The following is an 18,066-nucleotide window of genomic DNA, read 5'->3' on the forward strand; positions in this document are numbered from 1 at the left end:
TCACGCACGAAAAACACCTTCTCTCTTCAAATAGCCGGCGATGTCGTCGACGACCTGCAGCGGTGAAAGATCGCTCGTGTCAACGCTGTAATCCGCGACATCATAAAGTTCCCTGCGCTCTGCCATGAGGTCTGCCACCGCCTGCCGGCGATCTCCTGCATCCTTTGCGTCGAGCACGGGACGATCGCCCACATGAGCCGTGCGTGCGAGCACGGCGTCGACAGAGGCCGTCAAGCAGATGATCGCACCGTTCTCCTTGAGCAGCGCCACATTCGCCGCGTCTTTGACCGTGCCGCCGCCCGTCGAAATCACGAGAGCGCGGCGCTTGGCCGTGCGCCTGACTGCCTCCCTTTCCAAAGCGCGGAAAGCCGCCTCACCCTCAGAGGCGAAGATCTCGGGAATCGAGCGCCCCGCCTCTTCCTCGATCATGCGGTCGAGATCGACGAAGGCGCGGCCGAGACGCTGTGCAAGCGCACGTCCCGTGCTCGTCTTGCCCGTGCCCATGAAGCCGATCAATACGACGTTCTTCATCTCACGCCTCCTCCGTGCGCTTCTTGTACGCTTCGACATCCGCTTTCATGTCGCCCATATTGTCGCTGTCAAACTTCTCAATAAAGGCTTCGGCGAGCACGAAGGCCGCCATCGCCTCGCCGACGACAGAGGCGGCGGGCACAGCGCAGACGTCGCTGCGCTCCTTCGAAGCGAGCACGGGCTCTTTTTTTTCGATGTCAACGGAATGAAGCGGCTTCATCAGCGTCGGAATCGGCTTCATGACGGCACGAATGACGATATCCTCGCCGTTCGTCATGCCGCCCTCAAGTCCGCCCGCTCGGTTCGTCCTGCGCACGACGGAGTCGTTCTCGCCCAAGAACATCTCGTCGTGCGCCTCGCTGCCGGGGAGCGCTGCATAGCCAAAGCCTGCGCCGATCTCAACGCCCTTGATGGCCTGGATCGACATCATGGCGGCGGCAAACCGCGCGTCGAGACGCCTGTCCCACTGGATGTGGCTGCCGAGTCCGAGCGGCGCACCCGCGATGCGCACCTCGAAGATGCCGCCGAGCGTATCGCCCGCCTCTTTCGCCGCGCGAATCTTCTCTTTCATGCGCTCTTCAGCCTCAGCATCAAAGCAGTTGAGTTCCGATGCCGCCTTATGCGCCGCGCCCGTCTCGCGCTTGGCTGCATCGGCGGCGACGCCGCCGATGTCGAGCACGGCGGATTCGACCGTGACGCCGAGTGCGAAGAGAAGCTCCTTCGCCACGGCGCCGACGGCGACGCGCATCGCCGTCTCTCTCGCGCTCGCCCGCTCCAAGATGTCGCGGATGTCCTCACGCGCGTACTTCCGAACGCCCGTGAGGTCTGCGTGTCCGGGGCGCGCCGCCGTCACCTTCTCGCCGTGCGCATCGCCGAACGCCGCCATGCGCTCCTGCCAGTTCTGCCAATCGCGGTTTTCGACCGAGAGCGTAATAGGAGAGCCGAGCGTTTCGCCGAAGCGCACGCCCGAGAGAATTCGCACTGTATCCGTTTCGATCTTCATGCGCCCACCGCGCCCGTAGCCCTGCTGGCGACGCGCCAGGTCACGGTTGATGTTTTCCAATCTCAGCGAAAGCCCCGCTGGAATGCCCTCCAAGATGGCTGTCAAAGACGGACCGTGCGATTCGCCCGCCGTCAAAAAACGCAATGTGCTCAATATGATTTCCCACTTTCAAAAATATAACCTTCCAACTTTATTTAGTCTACTATGAAAGTCCAAGAAGTCAAGCCCAAAGGGCGCAGACTGATTGGATAACTTTCGTTAAGGGCGGCGCACAATTAGGAAGCGTCCCCTGTGCACCCCTAAAACATCTGCTGAGGAGACGTTCATTCCTTCTCGGCAAAAATCGAAAGCCGCATCTTCACATGAAGCCTGCCGTCCTCGCTCTTGATCTCCGTGCTCTCCATGCGAACGAAGCGCTCGCTCTTTTCCAAATCCTTCAGGAAGGCGAGCAGATGAAAATAATCGCCGTCCAACTCCACATCGAGCGGCAGGCGCGAAACGCCGCCCTCCTCTTCGATCTGCCCGGGTGCGACGGCGGCGAGCATCAATTTCTCATGCTGCGCTTCGCGCTCCAAAAGCGCGAGGAAATCGCCCTGTCCCATGCGAGCGGGCAGGCGCTTTTCCAACGCGGCACTGCGTTCGGCACGCGCTTTTGCGCGTTCCGCCCCGTCGCCGTGCGCGTTCATGAAGTTCTGCACGGCGACAAGCGCTTCTTGTTCCTTCGCCGTTTCCCCCTCCAGCCTTGCGATTTCCGCACGCTGCGGCAAAAAGCACAGTTGGGAGAATGCCGCGCAGAGAAGCAGCGCCAGCGCAAAGATTGCCGAGAGAAGCATCTTTGACCGCATTTCTTCATCCTTTCTGGAAAATTCCCTCATATCTTCAATTCCAACGAAAAATAAATGAGCGAGCCTCCCGCCGCTTCCTGCTTGCGCTCCGACTTCTTCAGCACGGGAGCCGCCCGGAAGAAGCCCTTGTCCTCCTCCAATACGCGCACGAAATCCGCCAGAGCGTCGTAACTCGTCGCCGCGCCCTCAAGCTCGACCGCATGACCGTCGACAACGCGCAGTCCGCGAATCCAAGCGCCTTCGACCGTGCGCGTGCCGAAGTGTACCAAGAGGCTGCGGCATGGCAGAGCGCCTTTCGACAAGGAAATGAGCTGGCGTTCCTTTTGCGCGGCACGTCCATCCTCCTGCGCCTCTTGCTCCATGCGTGCCCTCTCAGCGGAAAGGAGCGTCATCTCGTGCGCATTCTTCTGCACCTCTCCCTGCAGCTCATGGATGCGCCAAGCGTTCCAGCCATAAATCGACGCCATGCAGAAGAAGAAAATGCCCGCAAGCAGGGCGGCCAGCCTGCCGAATGCCCAATCTGCCGGACGCATCGACTCGGGCAGCAGTTCCAAGTGATTTTTCTCTCGCGAAAGAAGTTCCTGCACCGCCAGAAAAGCAGCCCCATCCTCTTCCTGCGGCAAATCGTCCGCCGCCAAATTCATTCCATCTGCGGCAAAAGTACCCGGCACTTGCCGTCCTGCTCCTGTCGGCAAGAAGAACAGGGACGCAAGGCAGAGTCCCGCATGCGAGAAAGCGCGATGAATTTCCCGCACCTTTTCGCGCGGCAAGGCCGCCAGAACGACCTCCCTCTCGCCCACGCGCCGAAAATCCAGCGAGTACGCCGCCTCCTCATGAGCATCCGGCAGACTCGCGAGCAAATCCCAACGCGCAGCCTCGCGCATCTCCCGCTCGGACAAAGGAGGAAACTCCCTGCTGTAGGAAAAGACCTCGTCTTCCGTCAAACAGACGGCGATGCGGCTCTTCTCCCAGCCGCGCTTGGCAAGGGCGACTTGGATGACGCCCGCCGCCTCCTGCCAAAGCGATTCCTTCGCCTCCGTCGGCGGCAAGGGAAGATGCAGCGTCTCCTCCCTGCCTTGAAATTCTTCCGTCCCTGCAAGACAGGCGAGACAGATTCCGCCATCCGTCAAAGAGACGCCCACTGCCCCGCGCTGCGGCTCACGCAACAGCGCACGCATCTTTCTCAGCACGTTTCGCAAAGCATCGCCTCCTCACCTCTCCCAGCGCACGAATGAGAGCCGCGTCCCCTCAAGGCGGTAGAGCGCCGCCGCATACGCACGCTTGCCGGAAATCTCCGCTGCCGCCTGCCGCTCACTCCCCGCCCTCGGCCAGCTTGCCGCCGTCAGCAAATATGCCGCGCCGTCTGGCGTATCTTCTGTCGGCAAACGCTTGGCCGTCACACGATAGAACGCGTCATTTTTTTCAAAATATCCAGATGCCGCTTCAACCTCTGCTGCCCCAGTTTCCAACGGACGACGCAAATCCGCCTCAGCTTCGAGGCGCGCCGCGCCCAGCCGCACACCGCTCCGCGCGGATTCCAAAAGGCGCGTCGTCTGCACGGCCTCCCGCGCGGCGAGACGGTTGTGCCCGGAGAGCACGAGCAGAGCCGCCGTGCCCGCGAGCAGCAGCAGGACGGCGGCGAGGGCGAAGGCGGACGCCATGCCGCATTCATCAAGTCTTGCCACCTTGCACCTCCTTCTTATCTTTCTCTTTCGGCGGCAGGCAGATGTCGGTCGAAAATGTCACGCGCTTCTTCGTGCGCCGATTCTCCCCCGTGAGACTCAGGTGCAAAAGCCCCTTCTCCGGCACACATTGAAAATCGACGACGGCCAGATTGCCGAAGATGTTGCTGCCGCCCGTCATGGGCTGCGGCGCGTAGTAGCCATGGTCTTCGCCCGATACCTTCTTGCTGATGTACGGCGGCTGTCCCTTCCTGCCCTCGCGCAGCACATAATCCGTCGTCGATTTCTTCCCGTTGACATGCCGTTCGATATGAAGTTCATACGGCACACTGCACTCGATGTGCGTCGCCATCGACGCATCCTGCGCGATGCGCTCAAGCGTCAAGCGCATCTCCTGCTGCAGTTCCCAATCGCCCATGAGCACGACATAGCTCTTGAGAAAGAACAGCCATACCGCGAAAAGGCTGACGAGCAGCACGATGTAAACGGGAAAGCTCGTCAAAAACTCCAGCAGCACGTAGCCGCCCTCCTCCTTCAAGAAGGAAGCGCGGCTCTCCCGGCACGTCTCGCACGATTTTTCCCGCACGGTTCGCCCCTTATCGTCCGCCACCGAGATGCACCGTCCTTTCAAGGGAAAGTTCCTGCACTTCTCCTTTTTCGAGCCATGTCACGCGCACGCTCGCCTGACAAACAAAAGGACTCGCCCCCGGCGCAGAAAACTTCGGCGTCAAAGTGAAATTCCTGCCATTCGCCTCGACTTCATGCGGCTGCCGTTCGCCCAACGACGCGCCGCTTCCCTGCGTCCTTGCCTGCTGCTCCATCCTTGCCAGCTCGCCTTCTGCCAAGAACATCGCGCTCGTTTCCGCCTCGCTGTGCGCCAAGAGGGCGGCGGAGCGCTCCAAAGCTGCGAGCGACGCCACGGCAAAAAGCAGCAGAAAGGCGAGCACGGCGACCTCTGCGGCGAGGAAGCCGCCCTCGTCCAGCCGCTTCATGGCAATCGCCTGCTTTCCGTGCGCACGCGCCCCGCCTCATCAATGATGACGTCGAGCGAATAATGCGGCGACTGCAGCTCGATCGTGTGACCCAAGGCGCTCGTCCCGCTCGGATCGCCCGATGAGTCAAACGAATACGTCGCCGCAGACTGCGCACTCGAACCGCTCGGCACGGCGTAGACATCTTCGGGAAAGGAATGCGTCAGAACCTCGCCCGCCGCCCACGGCAGCAGGAAATAGTAGCGATGCGCCTCCACGATGAGTTTCGGGCGCAGCCTCCATTCGCCCTTGCCGTCCGCCGTGCGCTCCGTGCGCGAAACCTCCTGCAGATAGCGAAAATCGCTCGCCAGAAGCGCCGCCTCGCGCTCCAAGCGCATGCGCTCCGTCACGCGCACGACGGGCACGGAGAGCGCCGCAACGAGCGCGAGAACGAGGCAGACGACGAGCAATTCCAAAAGGGTGAAGCCTTCCTCCTTCATCACAGAAGCCCTCCATAAAAGGCAAGAAGATCGTCGGCGAAAAGCAGGGAAAGAACCGCGCCCAAGGCAAGAAACGGCGCGAAGGCGATGCGTCGCCCGCGCTTTTCACGCCCGAAGAGCAGCAGGCAGAAGGCTGCGAGTCCGCCGCTGAAAAAGGCGAGGAAGAGCGCGAGCGCGACGCCCTCTAAGCCAAGCCACAGTCCGAGCGCGAAGCCGAGCTTCACATCGCCGCCGCCCATGCCACCGCGTGAAACAAGGCGCAGGAGGCAAAGGAAGCCGCCAGCGAGAAAAGCGGCGAACACGAAGTTTTCCGGCGGCAGAGCGCCTGAAAACAGCGAGAACGCAATGCCGATGACGCCAAACGGCAAAACGAGGCGGTCAAAAACGAGGCCGTGCCGCCAGTCGAGCAGGGAGATGCGCCAGAGAAATGCGAAGAAAAGCCAGCGCTGGAAGAACACCATGCCGAAACCGTCGATGCGCCAGAGAAACAACGCCGCACAGAGCGTCCCGCCGACGAATGCCGCCTCGCCGCAAAAGGGCAGCGGCTTCACGCGCTGAAAACCGTGCATCGTCAAGTTCCCGACGCTTCTTTCTTTTCCGCCCTGCCAAACGCTTGAAGGGGGTGTGCGTCAAGCGTCGCCTGCAGTTCTCCATTCACTTCCTTCAGCGCGTAACTCGCACCCGCCTGCTGTGCCTCCGTTTTATCGCGCAGGAAATATTTTCCCGACGGCGGCTTCAATGCATCGAGATTGACAACATACTCCTTCAGCTGATCCAAAGTCTTCGGATCGACGCCCTTTTCCGCACGGTAAAGACCCACCGCCGTGTTGAGTGTGCTGAGGTCGGCCTGAATCTTCGACGTGTTCGCGAGCGTCATCGACTGCGAGAACTTCGGCACGGCGACGGCGGCGAGCACGCCGATGATGCAAATGACGAGGAGCATTTCAAGGAGCGTGAAGCCCTCCTCGCCTAAGGGGCGGCGCCTCTTTCGGCCGCTCCTGCATCGACTCTCGTCCCGCGCCTCGAATGCGCCGGCCATCGCCCCCTGCCGCCCGCTCTCCTTCTGCCGCATTTTCTTTTTGAGCAGCATACATCCGTACATACGACATCCCTCCCATCCCAAAATCTTCAACTGTCCTACGATGCAATCCTTTTCAATAGCCGTAAGAGCCAATCATCTCCAACAATGGCAGAGCGACCGCAAGGACGACTGTTCCGACGATCGCTCCCAGAAAGAGCACGAGCAGAGGCTCCAACATCGCCTCCATGCGCTCGGCGCGCATCTCGCCCGCAAAGCGACAGAAATCCGCCGCCTTTTCGAGCATCGCCGCAAGCTCGCCCGTATGCTCGCCCGCACGCACAAGCTCCCAGACGAGCGGCGGCACGACGCTGCCCGCCAAGGCGGCGGCCAGCGTGCCGCCGCGCTCGACCTCTCGCCTCGTCCTCGAAAAGAGCGCGGCGAGGAAACGGTTCTGCACGACGCCTTCGGAAGCGGCCAGCGCCTCGTGCAGCGCACTGCCGCTTTCCATGAGGACGGCGAGCGTGTCGAAGAGCGTCATAAGCTCCAAGTCGAGGCGCAGCCTGCCGAAAAGCGGCAGGCGCAAAAGAAGGCGGTCAGCGAAAAAATGCAGCCGCCTCTCGCGATAGAGAAGCCGAAGCGCCAAGGGCAGAAGGAACAGAGCCGCAAGGACTGCGACGCCGTGCCGCTCGAAGAGACTGCCGATTCCGATCACGAGCCGCGTCGGCAGGGGCAGCTCCACGGCAAGACCGTCGAGCATGTGGACGAAGTTCGGCAGCACGAAGAGGAAGATGAACGTCACGGCGAACACCGCCGCCAATGCGAGCAGCGCAGGATAAACGAGCGCCGTCTGCAATTTCTCCCGCACGCGCCAGCTCTTTTCCTCCTTGTCGGCGAGACGCTTCAACAGAGGCTCCAAACTGCCGCCCGCCTCCCCCGCGCGGACGAGGGAGGAAATCGTCGGCGGGAACACCTCGCCGTGGTGCGCCATCGCCTCGGCGAGCGTCGAGCCATGCGCCATGCGCCGTGCCATATCCGAAAGCATCGCCCGCCTCTTTTGCGGTGCATCCGCCGCAAGGAGCTGCAGGCTCTCGTTCGCGGCAAGTCCCGCCGCAAGCATCAGCGCCAACTCGCGGCAGAACACCATGGCGTACTTGCGATCTGCCGCGCGGCGGCGGGCGAGATGCAGCGCAGACTTTCGCCGCAAAGCCACGGCGAAAAGTCCGTGCGCCTGGATGAGCCGCGCCGCCTCCGTGCGCGTGGCGGCTTCCACCTCGCCTCGTCGCAAGTCTCCCGCTTCCGTGCGTGCCGTATAAGAAAAGGACGCCAAATCGCCACCTCCCTTCGCGCAAGTCCCCTGTACTAGCGCCCCTCGCCAAAGGCGTCGCCGTCGACAAGCGCCGCCTCTGCCGCTTCGCGCGTAATCTTGCCCGCGCGAAGCAGTCCCTCGACGGACTGCGCCATCGTCTGCATGCCCTGCGCCCCGCCCGAGAGGATTGCGCCTCGGAGCTGCGCGACCCTGCCCGTGCGGATGAGGTTTCGCACGGCGGGCGCGGCGACGAGCGCTTCGGCCGCCAGCACGCGCCCGCCGCCCGACTGCGGCAGAAGCCGCTGTGAGAAAATGGCGCGAAGCACGAGCGCGAACTGATGGCGCATCTGCTGCTCCTCGCCCGCGAACATCCCCTCGATGCGAAGAACCGCCTCCGCCGCATCCCTCGTGTGAAGCGTCGCCAGAACGAGACAGCCCGACTCCGCCGCCTGCAGCGCGATGCGCACCGTTTCGCGTTCGCGCATCTCTCCGATAAGGATCACGTCGGGATCTTCTCGCAAAGCATCCCGAAGCCCCGCCGGAAACGACGGAAAATCCCTGCCGAGCGTGCGCTGGCTGATGAAGCAGCGCTTCGGCACGAAAGCGTACTCAACGGGATCTTCCAGCGTGATGATGTGCGCGGCGCGGCTTTTATTCATCTCCTCGATAAATGCCGCAAGCGTCGTCGACTTGCCTGCTCCCGTGCGCCCGCCAACGAGGATCAGCCCGTCCTGCGCCCGAAGAAGCGAAAAAAGCGCAGGTGGCACGCCGAGGCTCGAAAGCGCCGGAACCTCTCGCGGCAGGAGGCGCACGGCAATCGCCCAAGAACCGCCCATGCCGTACACATGCGCACGACAGTGCCTCCCTTCGAGCGCGAGAGGAATATCCAGACTCTTCTCCTGCCGCAGACGCTCATGCTCCGCCTCGGTCAGAATATGCGCGAAGAAATCCGTCAGTTCCGCCTGCGTCAAAGAATCCTCCAATAGCGGCGTCATCTCGCCGTCAAGCCGCAGAAACGGGCGCTGCCCCGCCGCGAGATGCACGTCCGACGCCCCTCGCGCAAAGCCTTCGGCGAAGATGTCCGCCATCCTAGACGCCGCCATCGTCAGCCCCTCCGCAATCCCCTCTCGCCACTCCCGAAAAAGTTCCGGAAAAATCTGCTGCGTCCGCCTCGCCGTAGAGCACGCGCACCACCTCCGAAAGGGTCGTCTGGCCTTGCAGCGCCTTTTCTATGCCGTCCTCCGCCAGCGTCCTCATGCCCTGCCGCCCGGCAAGCTCGCGCATCTCCTCAAGCCCCGCTCTATGCACGATCGCCTGCTGCAGAGCCGCATCGACGACGAGCAGTTCCTGCAGCGCGAGCCGCCCCGAAAAGCCCGTGCCGCCGCAAGCCGCGCAGCCTGCCGCTCGCCACAGCCGTCCGGTCGGCGACGCCCCCTCGGCCCATGCGGGAAGCGCCTCCTCGGACGGCTCGCGGCAGTGCGGGCACAAGCGGCGCACGAGACGCTGCGCGACGACGCCCGTCAGAGCCGCCGCGAGCAGATACGCGGGCACGCCCATGTCGAGCAGACGGAAGACCGCGCCGAGCGCGTCCTTCGTATGCAGCGTCGAAAAGAGCAGATGACCCGTCAGCGCAGCACGCACCGCCATCTCCGCCGTCTCCGCATCACGGATTTCGCCGAGCACGATCTCGTCGATGTCCGAGCGCAGCATGGCGCGAAGACCTGCGGCATACGTCATGCCCGTCTTCTTGTTCACCTGGATCTGATTGACGCCCTCGATGCGGTACTCGGGCGGATCCTCGATCGTCATGATGTTGCGCTCGGGCGTATTGATCTCAGAGAGAGCCGCATAGAGCGTCGTCGTCTTGCCCGAATTGACCGGCCCTGTGATCAGAACCATGCCGCCGGGCTGATGGCACAAGCGGCGGAAAATCATCTCATTCTGCACGGAAAATCCGAGATTCCCGACGGAAAGAAGCGCGTGCGAGCGGTTCAAGATGCGAAGAACCGCCTTCTCCCCCGCGAGGAGCGGCAAGGTCGCCAGACGAAGATCGACGGCTTCACCGCCCTCAGGCGGCACGTACGATATGCGCCCGTCCTGCGCCATGCGGCGCTCCACGCTTTCAAGATGTGCCATGACCTTCAATCGCGCAAGCAAAAACGCATGCACCTCCCGGGGGATCGGTGCATGCGTTTCCAATAAACTTCCATCAACACGGTAACGGATGCGGACGGCGCCCTCGAAAGGCTCTATGTGGATATCGCTCGCCCGCAGGCGCAGAGCCTCCGCGATCATGCGATCGACAAACTCCACGACGGGCACGCGTCCCGGCTCTCCCTGCCTCGGCAGAGCACGGCTTGCATTTCCTGTGCGCACGCTCTGTACGAGGCGATGGATCAGCCTCTGATACGAATCCTCTTCTGTCCTCTGCATCTTCGAGCCTCCAAAAGACTGCGGAATCACGGATAAATTCGGTCACCCGTCTTCACACATTCGGGCGACTTCATTGATCAGCGTTTCCTTACCTATGAACATCTTGCTTCGGCTTTCGTGCTGACTTTCTTTTCGTTATGCCTTTGTTAATTCTATGCCTTTGTTAATTCATTACAGCTTGTTTCTTCTTGCTTTATTGATTTCCTGCCTTTTATTCCGCTGCTTTGTCATTTCGTCTCTGCTTCATTCTTCGCCGCTTGCTTCTCTTTTCCTTCCAGTGCCTCGCGCAGGGCGTGCGTCATCACGGCAAAATCTGCCTCTCGTCCCGTCCACAGGCGAAACGCCGCCGCCCCCTGCCCCACGAGCATCGCCTCGCCGTTCAGCGTCGGGCAGCCCAGCGACTCCGCACGCTGCAGAAACTGCGTCCTTGCGGGCGTATAGATGATGTCGTAGAAAAACATCCGTTCATGCACCGCCGGCCAAGGAACGGGCGGCATCGCCTGCGTCTGCGGCGCCATGCCGAGCGGCGTCGTATTGACGACGAGAGCCGCCTTTCTGACGGCTTCCTCGAACGCCGCCTCGTTCCAGTCGAGAGCACAGACCTCGCCGTACTGCGCGAACTCCTCAGCCAAGGGACGCGCCTTCGGAGCATTTCGCACGCCGAGCGTGACCTCCGCCGCACCCGAGCGCAGCAAACCGTAGAGCGCCGCGCGTGCCGCGCCGCCCGCGCCCAAGAGCACAACGCGCTTTCCCTCGACGGAAAAGTCGCGTGCCGTAAGCGCACCGAGGAATCCCTCCACATCGGTGTTGAAGCCCTTGAGGCGACCTGCCTCGCACACGACCGTATTGACCGCCCCGATGGCACGCGCCGCTTCATCCACCTCATCCAGCAGAGGCAAGATCGCCGACTTGTGCGGAATCGTCACATTGAAGCCGCGAAACCCCAGCGCACGAAGGCCGCGCACGCCGTCTTCCAGTCTCTCGGGCAGGACGAGCAAGGCGACATAGGCATAATCCAGTCCCGCCGCCCGAATCGCCGCATTCTGCATCGCCGGCGAAAGCGAATGCTCGATCGGCGAGCCGATGACGGCAAGATTTTTTGTCTTCCCTGTAAACATCATTGTACTCTCCTTTATTGTAACAAGCAGCACTTTCTTCCACAATAGGGGATTTATCCTAGAATTTTTAAAATTTTCCTACTATCCGCTTGTCTGCCACTTTTTTGTTCATCGTAATCGTAGCAAGGAAACATCTTTTTGTAAAGAGCGCCTTCCTCCGCATCGCCCTTTGTTGCAAAAAGCCTACCGCCATAGTATACTAAATGACATTCAACCCTGCCGTGCCAAAATGCAGGGGCATGTCCAACAGAAAAGGAGCGCTATGCCATGATAAAAGAAGCCATCCAAAAGATCGTCAGCAAGCACGATCTGACCTACGAAGAAGCTTATTGCGTAATGAACGAAATCATGAGCGGCAAGACGAGTCCGACTGAGAACGCCGCCTACCTCGCCGCACTCTCGACGAAGAGCGCCAAGGCTGAGACGACAGCAGAAATCGCCGGCTCTGCCGCCGCCATGCGCGAGCATGCGCTCGCCGTCGAGCATCCCGGCGTCGAAGTGCTTGAAATCGTCGGTACGGGCGGCGATCATGCGGGCAGCATCAACATATCGACGACGGCCTCCTTCATCATCGCCGCCGCCGGCATCGCCGTCGCCAAGCACGGCAACCGCGCAGCGTCATCGAAAAGCGGCGCCGCCGACTGCCTCGAAGCCCTCGGCGTCAACATCGACCTCGCGCCCGAAACATGTACAAAGCTTCTCAAAAGCATCGGCCTGTGCTTCATGTTCGCGCAGAAGTATCACACTTCGATGAAATACGTCGGCGCCATCCGCAAGGAACTGGGCATCCGCACCGTATTCAACATTCTCGGCCCCTTGACGAATCCCGCGCGTCCCGAGCGCATGATCCTCGGCGTCTACGATGAATATCTGCTGGAGCCGCTGACCCGCGTGCTCATCGACCTCGGCGTTCAGCGCGGCATGGTCATCTACGGCACGGACTGCCTCGACGAGATCTCCATCAGCGCCCCGACGAGGGTCTCCGAGTTCAAGGACGGCTGGTACAAGACGTATACGATCGCTCCAGAGGACTTCGACCTTGAGCGTGCCGAGAAGACGGCGATTGTCGGCGGCATGGCGAAAGAAAACGCCGCTGTGACGCGTGCTATCCTCACGGGAGCGCAAGGCACGAAGACCGACATCGTGCTTTTGAATGCCGGCGCCGCCATCTACATCGGCGGCAAGGCCGACTCCATCAAGGAAGGCGTCGAAAAAGCCCGCGCGCTCATTGAGAACGGTACGGCAGAGAAGAAACTGCAGGAATTCATCGAACAGTCGAACGCCTGAGGACAGCCCCCAAGCCGCAATCTTGGGGGCTTCTTCATTCCTTTTCCGTCGCCATTTATATTAATATAAATTATTGATATGTTACATTTCCATAAAAATGTTGTATAATGAAAAACACATAAGATTCACAATGTTCCCCACAAACTTTTCTGGAAAGGCGGTATGAATCATGACGGAAAAGGCAGCGAAACCACGCATCGTCATCTTGGGCGGCGGCATTGCAGGCATACGTGCGGCGCGAAAGCTCGCGAACGAGGCGGTCGATGTCCTCATCATCGACCACAACAACTATCAGGTCTTTCAGCCGCTGCTCTATCAGGTGGCGACCTCGATGCTCTCGGCGGACGAGGTCATCTACCCGATCCGAGGCTTTTTCCGCAGCGCTTCAAACGTCAACTTCCTGCTCGCCGAAATCGAGGGAATCGACGCAGCGGCGCAGACCGTGCGCACCGACCAGGGCGAGATCGACTACGATCATCTCATCATCGCGCTCGGCTCGACGCCAAACTTCTTCGGCTCGAAAAGCATCGAGGAAAACTCCCTGCCCTTGAAGACGCTCGTCGACTCCATCGAGATCCGCAGCCACGTCCTCAAGGTCTTCGAAGAAGCCTCGCGTGAAAAGGATGCGGCAAAGCGCAAGGCTCTTCTGACCTTCGTCTTCGTCGGCGCGGGCCCCATCGGCGTCGAAGGCTCGGGCGGCCTCTCAGAGCTCATCTACGACGTCTTTCAAAAGGAGTACCATACGATCGACTTCAGCGAGGTCGAAATCCATCTCATCGGCGCAGACCCCGGCGTCCTCATGATGATGCCTGAGAAGCTGCGCGACGAGACCGTGCGCGTGCTTGAAAAGAAAAAGGTCGCCGTGCAGTGCTCGATGATGGTCACGGACTACGACGGCGAAACGCTTCGCTACAAGCCCTTCAGCGCTCCCAAGGATGCGCCGCTGCAGGAAATCAAGACGCGCACCGTCGTCTGGGCGGCGGGCGTGCGCCCCGTCGACTGCCTCGACGGACTTGACGTGCAAAAAGACCGCGGTCGCCGCATCATCGTCGATGACACGATGCACGCCATAGGCTTCGAGAACGTCTACGCCGCCGGCGACTGCTCAAGTTTCACGCCGCCCGAAGACGAGCGCCCACTGCCGACGCTCGCGCCCGTCGCACTCGCTGAAGGCGACGTCGCCGCCGCCAACATCCTGCACAAGCTCAAGGGCGAGCCGCTTGAGCATCTCGACTACAAGAGCAAGGGCGTCATGGCGATCATCGGCAACAGCGAGGCCGTCATGTCTGCAGGCCCTCTCGTCGGCAGAGGCTTCCTCGCGTGGTCGGCATGGCTTTGGATTCACCTTCTGACGAAGGCGGGCTTCCATGCCAACGTCTCCGTCACATTCAAATGGTTCTTCAACTACCTCTTCGGCACGCGTCTCGGACGCATGATCACACGCTAACCCTCATGACTCGCAAACAGCCCGCCAAGGCGCAAAGCCTTGGCGGGCTGTTTTGTCAAAACAAGGATATCGGCACGATCGAATTCTTCTCTTCGACTAAAATAGGATAGGATTTTATTGGGGTCGAAAAACAGGATATTGGCAAGGACTTCATTTCAAGCCATGGATACATTAAGAACTCTGTCCGATATACGATCGTTTTCTCGTATGCTATAATAAGCGAAAATTATCGTATACTATTCATACCAGTTTTCTCTCTTCCTGCTCCCCACAGGAGACAGGCATTACAAAAGGATGTGAGGCGAATGAACACACCCCGCGCGCGCCAACAGTTGTGCACCCTCCTATTCATCATCGTCAGCCTCCTCGCATTTGCCGGCCCATCCGCCGACGCCGCCGTGCCGCCTAGACCTGCGCAGCGCGAATACGTCGTCGATGCAGCGGGCATGGTCCGTCCGGGAGATGCCGAACGAATCCGGCAAATCGGCGCGGAGCTGCGCGAGAAAACGAAAGCGGAGCTCGTCGTCGTGACCGTTGACACCTTGGACGGCACAGACATCGAATCGTACGCCAACGAGCTGTTTCGCAGCTGGGGCATCGGCGACGCGAAGCAAAGCAACGGCGTTCTCCTGCTCATCGCCAAGGAGGACCGCCAGTTCCGCATCGAGGTCGGCTACGGCCTTGAGGGAAAGATCACGGACGGCTATGCGGGCAGCGTGCTCGACGCGATGAAGGACGAGTTCCGAAAGGAAAACTACTCCCCCGCTATTCTCGGTGCGTATATAAATCTCGCACAAAAGGCCTGCGAGGAATACGGCGTGGGTCTGCAGAGCCTCGGAGCCGCGCTCGGCATACCGGCAAAGCCCGCCAACCTAGGCTATGTGATCGACATGGCGGAACTCCTTACGCCCGAGGATGCAGCGCAGATTGAACGGATGGGCGGCGATCTCAGCGATGTGACGGGAGTGCAGGCCATCATCGTTACTGTACCGACACTCAAAAAGGTGCAGTCGAAGCAATATGCCGAGCAGCTTTTTACTGATTGGCAGCTCAAGGATGCCGCCGGCGGAAAAAGCATCCTTCTATTTATCGCCAAGGAGGAAAGAGATGTCCTCTTCGTCTTCGGTCCCGCCGTATCGGACGCGGAGAAAGGCGACGGAGGGCAATACGTCATCAATCGCATAACTTCCTCTTTCCCCTATGGCAAAGAGGATCTTTCCGAGGCGATCGTCAAGGGCTATGCTCTGCTCGGAGAAGATCTGTGCAAAGCAAACGGCGCCACGGTTCCGCAATCAATCGAAGAGGGCGGCAGCGAGCCCTTCTACGTCTATATACTCGGAGGCCTCGTCGCGATTCTGCTCATCGGACTGCTCATCAGAGTCTTCTATTGCGGACTCGGCATCGTCTTGCTTCCCTGGTATGCGTTTGCGGCTCTCGTAAGTCTCCTTACCCGCGGCAAAATCAACCTGCCGGGACATGATTACTTGAAAAACATAGCGCCCGCCGGCGGACGCTATGACGACGACGATGACGATCGCTACAGAGGAGGTTCCGGCGGCGGTTCCGGTAGCGGAGGCGGCGGCTACGGCGGCGGCTCTTCCGGCGGCGGCGGCGCATCGGGCGGCTGGTAGAATACAGAGAGGATGTAAAAAATGAACTACGCCAAACAACTGCGTACGCTCTTTGCGCTTCTCCTCATGATCGCGGCAATCTTCGCTTGCGATAGTCCGGCTACAGATGCCGCAGGCGAGCTGCTGCCCAAGCCTGCGCAGAGAGAATACGTTGTCGACACGGCAGGCATCGTCTCGGCAGAAGATCGCGCACAGATCGAGAAGATCGGCGAAGAGCTGCGCGAAAAGACGAAGGCGGAAATCGTCGTCGTGACCGTCCACACCTTGGACGGTGCAGACATCGAATCGTATGCGAACAAACTCTTCCGCAGCTGGGGCATCGGCGACGCGAATCAAAGCAACGGCGTTCTCCTGCTCATCGCCAAGGACGACCGCAAGTTCCGCATCGAAGTCGGCTACGGACTTGAAGGCGAAATCACGGACGGCAGGTCAGGCGAAATCCTCGACAAGATGAAGCCGTACTTCCGCGATGAGAAGTACTCCGAAGGCGTGCTCAATGCCTATCAGAAGCTCGCCGCCTACGCCTACCGTGCTGCAGGAGTCGCACCGGGCGCTGATGTGAGCGAGACGCTTGAAGACGCGTCCACGCATGAAGAAGAACCGAGCATCCTGGTGAATGTCCTCATCTTCTTCCTCGCCATCGTCGGCATGATTGTGCTCGGCGTCATCCTGAACTGGCTCCTCGGCGTCATCAACAACGCACTCGGCCCTGATAGCGGCGGCTCCTCGCGCAGAGACAGAGATTTTTCCAACGACAGCAGAAGCAGCAGCAGAAGCAGCAGCAGCGGTCCCTCGCGCGGCGGCTACGGCGGCGGCTCTTCCGGCGGCGGCGGCGCATCGGGCGGCTGGTAAACTACACGCACAAACGTCCACTTTGTGGACATTGTGCGCCGCCCTTACAGAAGCCTAGCCAATCGGTCTGCACCTTCGGTTTGACCTCTTGGGGCTTCATGGTAAACCATTCTATATTTGCTCAGTCATTCAATCGACAGAAACAGAAAGGAGTTTTCAACATGAACAAAGGACTGATCGCGCTCGGCGCTGTCGTCGTCGTCATCATCTTCATCCTCGGCGGAGCCATCTCCCTCTACAACGGACTAAAAGAGGCGGAAATCAGCGTCGATGCAGCGTACGGACAGGTCGAGAATCAAATGCAGCGGCGCAGCGACCTCATCCCAAACCTCGTCAACACGGTCAAAGGCTATGACGTGCATGAGAAGGCTGTCATTGAGGAAGTCGTCAATGCGCGTGCCAAACTAGCAGGTGCGCAGGGCGTCGAGCAGATCGATGCGGCGAACGCCGAACTCACGGGCGCACTCGGCCGCCTCTTCGCCATCGCCGAGGCATATCCCGACCTCAAGGCAAACACGCAGTACCTCGAACTCATGCGCGAGCTAGCCGGCTCGGAGAACCGCATCGCCGTCGCACGCCGCGACTACAACGAGGCAGTGCGCCAGTACAACATGAGCATCTCAACCTTCCCCGGCGTATTCTTCGCCGGCTTCATGGGGATGACGAAGAAGCCCCAGTTCCAAGCGAAGGAGGGCGCAGACGCCGTCCCTGAAGTGAAGTTCTAAGAATCACACAAAAAAGCCCCGCACCTTTCGGCGCGGGGGCTTTACATTTCATGGTGGCGGCACAGAGATTTGAACTCCGGACACTGCGGGTATGAACCGCATGCTCTAGCCAACTGAGCTATGCCGCCGCTGGTGGGCAGGGATGGATTCGAACCATCGTAATCCGAAGATGACAGATTTACAGTCTGTTCCCTTTAACCACTCGGGCACCTACCCATGGATGCCCCGTGCAAGACGAAGCATTGTCATTATAGCGGCTTTTGAGCAGGCTGTCAAGCGAAAAATCGGCGCAAACTCCCTCTCTCGATGCACGGCAAATCATATTCCGGCAAATCGGAAGAAACTTTGGAAGACCTGCCGTATTTTTATGACACAAAAAAGATTTTGTGCTAAAATGAGTTTGATATTCCTTCTCTTGAAGGAGCAGTCTGCATTGGGAGGCAATAACAATGAAAAAAAATTATTATCTGATTCTTGGCTTGGCTGTCGGCATGCTCATCTGCCTTGTGACGGGCACTTTCATGTATCTCCATGTCTTTGCCAACGGCCCCGCTAAGATCGTCAACAAGAACATTCATATCTATGTCTCATATCTCCTGACCATCGGCGTCATTTTTCACCTCGCTTGGAACTGGAAGTGGCTTCGCGGCACGACAAAGGAAATATTCGGCGGGAAAGAACACAAATAACCTCGGCAAATGCAAAGGAACCGGA

At 59.9% G+C, this 18,066-nt stretch carries 20 protein-coding genes and 2 tRNA genes; 6 read left to right on the forward strand and 16 right to left on the reverse strand.

Going from position 1 to position 18,066, the window contains the following annotated elements; translation table 11 throughout:
• The 14 genes from OL236_RS08360 to OL236_RS08425 all read right to left on the reverse strand — a co-directional run bounded on the left by OL236_RS08360 (position 1) and on the right by OL236_RS08425 (position 11,410).
• Positions 1 to 531 (reverse strand): shikimate kinase, encoded by a 531-nt coding sequence (locus OL236_RS08360; protein ID WP_265070253.1) that lies wholly within the window; start codon positions 529 to 531, stop codon positions 1 to 3.
• A 1-nt stretch (position 532) separates the two neighbouring features.
• The gene (gene aroC / locus OL236_RS08365; protein ID WP_320109796.1) at positions 533 to 1,687 is read right to left on the reverse strand and encodes a chorismate synthase; all 1,155 of its coding nucleotides are present in this window, start codon (positions 1,685 to 1,687) and stop codon (positions 533 to 535) included.
• A gap of 170 nt (positions 1,688 to 1,857) precedes the next feature.
• Positions 1,858 to 2,379, reverse strand: a complete 522-nt coding sequence (gene pilO, locus OL236_RS08370; protein WP_265070254.1) for a type 4a pilus biogenesis protein PilO — start codon at positions 2,377 to 2,379, stop codon at positions 1,858 to 1,860.
• A gap of 26 nt (positions 2,380 to 2,405) precedes the next feature.
• On the reverse strand, positions 2,406 to 3,569 hold the full coding sequence (locus tag OL236_RS08375) for a PilN domain-containing protein (RefSeq protein ID WP_265071811.1): 1,164 nt from the start codon (positions 3,567 to 3,569) through the stop codon (positions 2,406 to 2,408).
• Positions 3,570 to 3,590: 21 nt separating this feature from the next.
• The gene (locus OL236_RS08380; protein ID WP_265070255.1) at positions 3,591 to 4,064 is read right to left on the reverse strand and encodes a transcriptional regulator; all 474 of its coding nucleotides are present in this window, start codon (positions 4,062 to 4,064) and stop codon (positions 3,591 to 3,593) included.
• Positions 4,051 to 4,692: a hypothetical protein gene (locus OL236_RS08385; RefSeq protein WP_265070256.1), complete on the reverse strand. Its 642-nt coding sequence runs from the start codon at positions 4,690 to 4,692 to the stop codon at positions 4,051 to 4,053. The genes OL236_RS08380 and OL236_RS08385 overlap by 14 nt, the downstream gene beginning before the upstream one ends.
• The gene (locus tag OL236_RS08390; protein ID WP_265070257.1) at positions 4,658 to 5,053 is read right to left on the reverse strand and encodes a TolQ protein; all 396 of its coding nucleotides are present in this window, start codon (positions 5,051 to 5,053) and stop codon (positions 4,658 to 4,660) included. The genes OL236_RS08385 and OL236_RS08390 overlap by 35 nt, the downstream gene beginning before the upstream one ends.
• Complete coding sequence (locus tag OL236_RS08395; RefSeq protein ID WP_265071812.1) at positions 5,050 to 5,532, reverse strand: prepilin-type N-terminal cleavage/methylation domain-containing protein; 483 nt, start codon at positions 5,530 to 5,532, stop codon at positions 5,050 to 5,052. The genes OL236_RS08390 and OL236_RS08395 overlap by 4 nt, the downstream gene beginning before the upstream one ends.
• Positions 5,532 to 6,101 (reverse strand): prepilin peptidase, encoded by a 570-nt coding sequence (locus tag OL236_RS08400; RefSeq protein WP_265070258.1) that lies wholly within the window; start codon positions 6,099 to 6,101, stop codon positions 5,532 to 5,534. Before OL236_RS08400 ends, OL236_RS08395 begins: the two co-directional genes overlap by 1 nt.
• Before the next feature lie 2 nt (positions 6,102 to 6,103).
• On the reverse strand, positions 6,104 to 6,634 hold the full coding sequence (locus OL236_RS08405) for a competence type IV pilus major pilin ComGC (RefSeq protein ID WP_265070259.1): 531 nt from the start codon (positions 6,632 to 6,634) through the stop codon (positions 6,104 to 6,106).
• A 52-nt stretch (positions 6,635 to 6,686) separates the two neighbouring features.
• A complete protein-coding gene (locus OL236_RS08410; RefSeq protein WP_265070260.1) occupies positions 6,687 to 7,880 on the reverse strand; it encodes a type II secretion system F family protein in 1,194 nt (397 codons plus the stop codon).
• A 32-nt stretch (positions 7,881 to 7,912) separates the two neighbouring features.
• Positions 7,913 to 8,962: a type IV pilus twitching motility protein PilT gene (locus OL236_RS08415; protein ID WP_265070261.1), complete on the reverse strand. Its 1,050-nt coding sequence runs from the start codon at positions 8,960 to 8,962 to the stop codon at positions 7,913 to 7,915.
• The gene (locus OL236_RS08420) at positions 8,949 to 10,292 is read right to left on the reverse strand and encodes a GspE/PulE family protein (RefSeq protein WP_265070262.1); all 1,344 of its coding nucleotides are present in this window, start codon (positions 10,290 to 10,292) and stop codon (positions 8,949 to 8,951) included. Before OL236_RS08420 ends, OL236_RS08415 begins: the two co-directional genes overlap by 14 nt.
• A gap of 227 nt (positions 10,293 to 10,519) precedes the next feature.
• On the reverse strand, positions 10,520 to 11,410 hold the full coding sequence (locus OL236_RS08425) for a shikimate dehydrogenase (RefSeq protein ID WP_265071813.1): 891 nt from the start codon (positions 11,408 to 11,410) through the stop codon (positions 10,520 to 10,522).
• A gap of 267 nt (positions 11,411 to 11,677) precedes the next feature.
• Here OL236_RS08425 and trpD point away from each other — a divergent pair, with 267 nt between their 5' ends.
• The 5 genes from trpD to OL236_RS08450 all read left to right on the forward strand — a co-directional run bounded on the left by trpD (position 11,678) and on the right by OL236_RS08450 (position 17,352).
• A complete protein-coding gene (gene trpD, locus OL236_RS08430) occupies positions 11,678 to 12,697 on the forward strand; it encodes an anthranilate phosphoribosyltransferase (RefSeq protein WP_265070263.1) in 1,020 nt (339 codons plus the stop codon).
• 169 nt (positions 12,698 to 12,866) lie between these two features.
• On the forward strand, positions 12,867 to 14,144 hold the full coding sequence (locus OL236_RS08435; protein ID WP_265070264.1) for an NAD(P)/FAD-dependent oxidoreductase: 1,278 nt from the start codon (positions 12,867 to 12,869) through the stop codon (positions 14,142 to 14,144).
• A 305-nt stretch (positions 14,145 to 14,449) separates the two neighbouring features.
• Positions 14,450 to 15,775: a TPM domain-containing protein gene (locus OL236_RS08440; protein ID WP_265070265.1), complete on the forward strand. Its 1,326-nt coding sequence runs from the start codon at positions 14,450 to 14,452 to the stop codon at positions 15,773 to 15,775.
• A gap of 21 nt (positions 15,776 to 15,796) precedes the next feature.
• Positions 15,797 to 16,627, forward strand: a complete 831-nt coding sequence (locus OL236_RS08445) for a TPM domain-containing protein (RefSeq protein ID WP_265070266.1) — start codon at positions 15,797 to 15,799, stop codon at positions 16,625 to 16,627.
• 161 nt (positions 16,628 to 16,788) lie between these two features.
• On the forward strand, positions 16,789 to 17,352 hold the full coding sequence (locus tag OL236_RS08450) for a LemA family protein (protein ID WP_265070267.1): 564 nt from the start codon (positions 16,789 to 16,791) through the stop codon (positions 17,350 to 17,352).
• Positions 17,353 to 17,403: 51 nt separating this feature from the next.
• Here the strand turns inward: OL236_RS08450 and OL236_RS08455 are convergent.
• Positions 17,404 to 17,480: transfer RNA gene (locus tag OL236_RS08455), tRNA-Met, on the reverse strand.
• A 2-nt stretch (positions 17,481 to 17,482) separates the two neighbouring features.
• Positions 17,483 to 17,568: transfer RNA gene (locus OL236_RS08460), tRNA-Tyr, on the reverse strand.
• A 233-nt stretch (positions 17,569 to 17,801) separates the two neighbouring features.
• On the opposite strand from OL236_RS08460, the gene OL236_RS08465 reads away from it, so the two are divergent.
• A complete protein-coding gene (locus OL236_RS08465) occupies positions 17,802 to 18,041 on the forward strand; it encodes a DUF4405 domain-containing protein (RefSeq protein ID WP_009645983.1) in 240 nt (79 codons plus the stop codon).
• Positions 18,042 to 18,066 lie beyond the last annotated feature (25 nt).

This window comes from Selenomonas sputigena, assembly GCF_026015965.1.
GTDB lineage: Bacteria > Bacillota > Negativicutes > Selenomonadales > Selenomonadaceae > Selenomonas.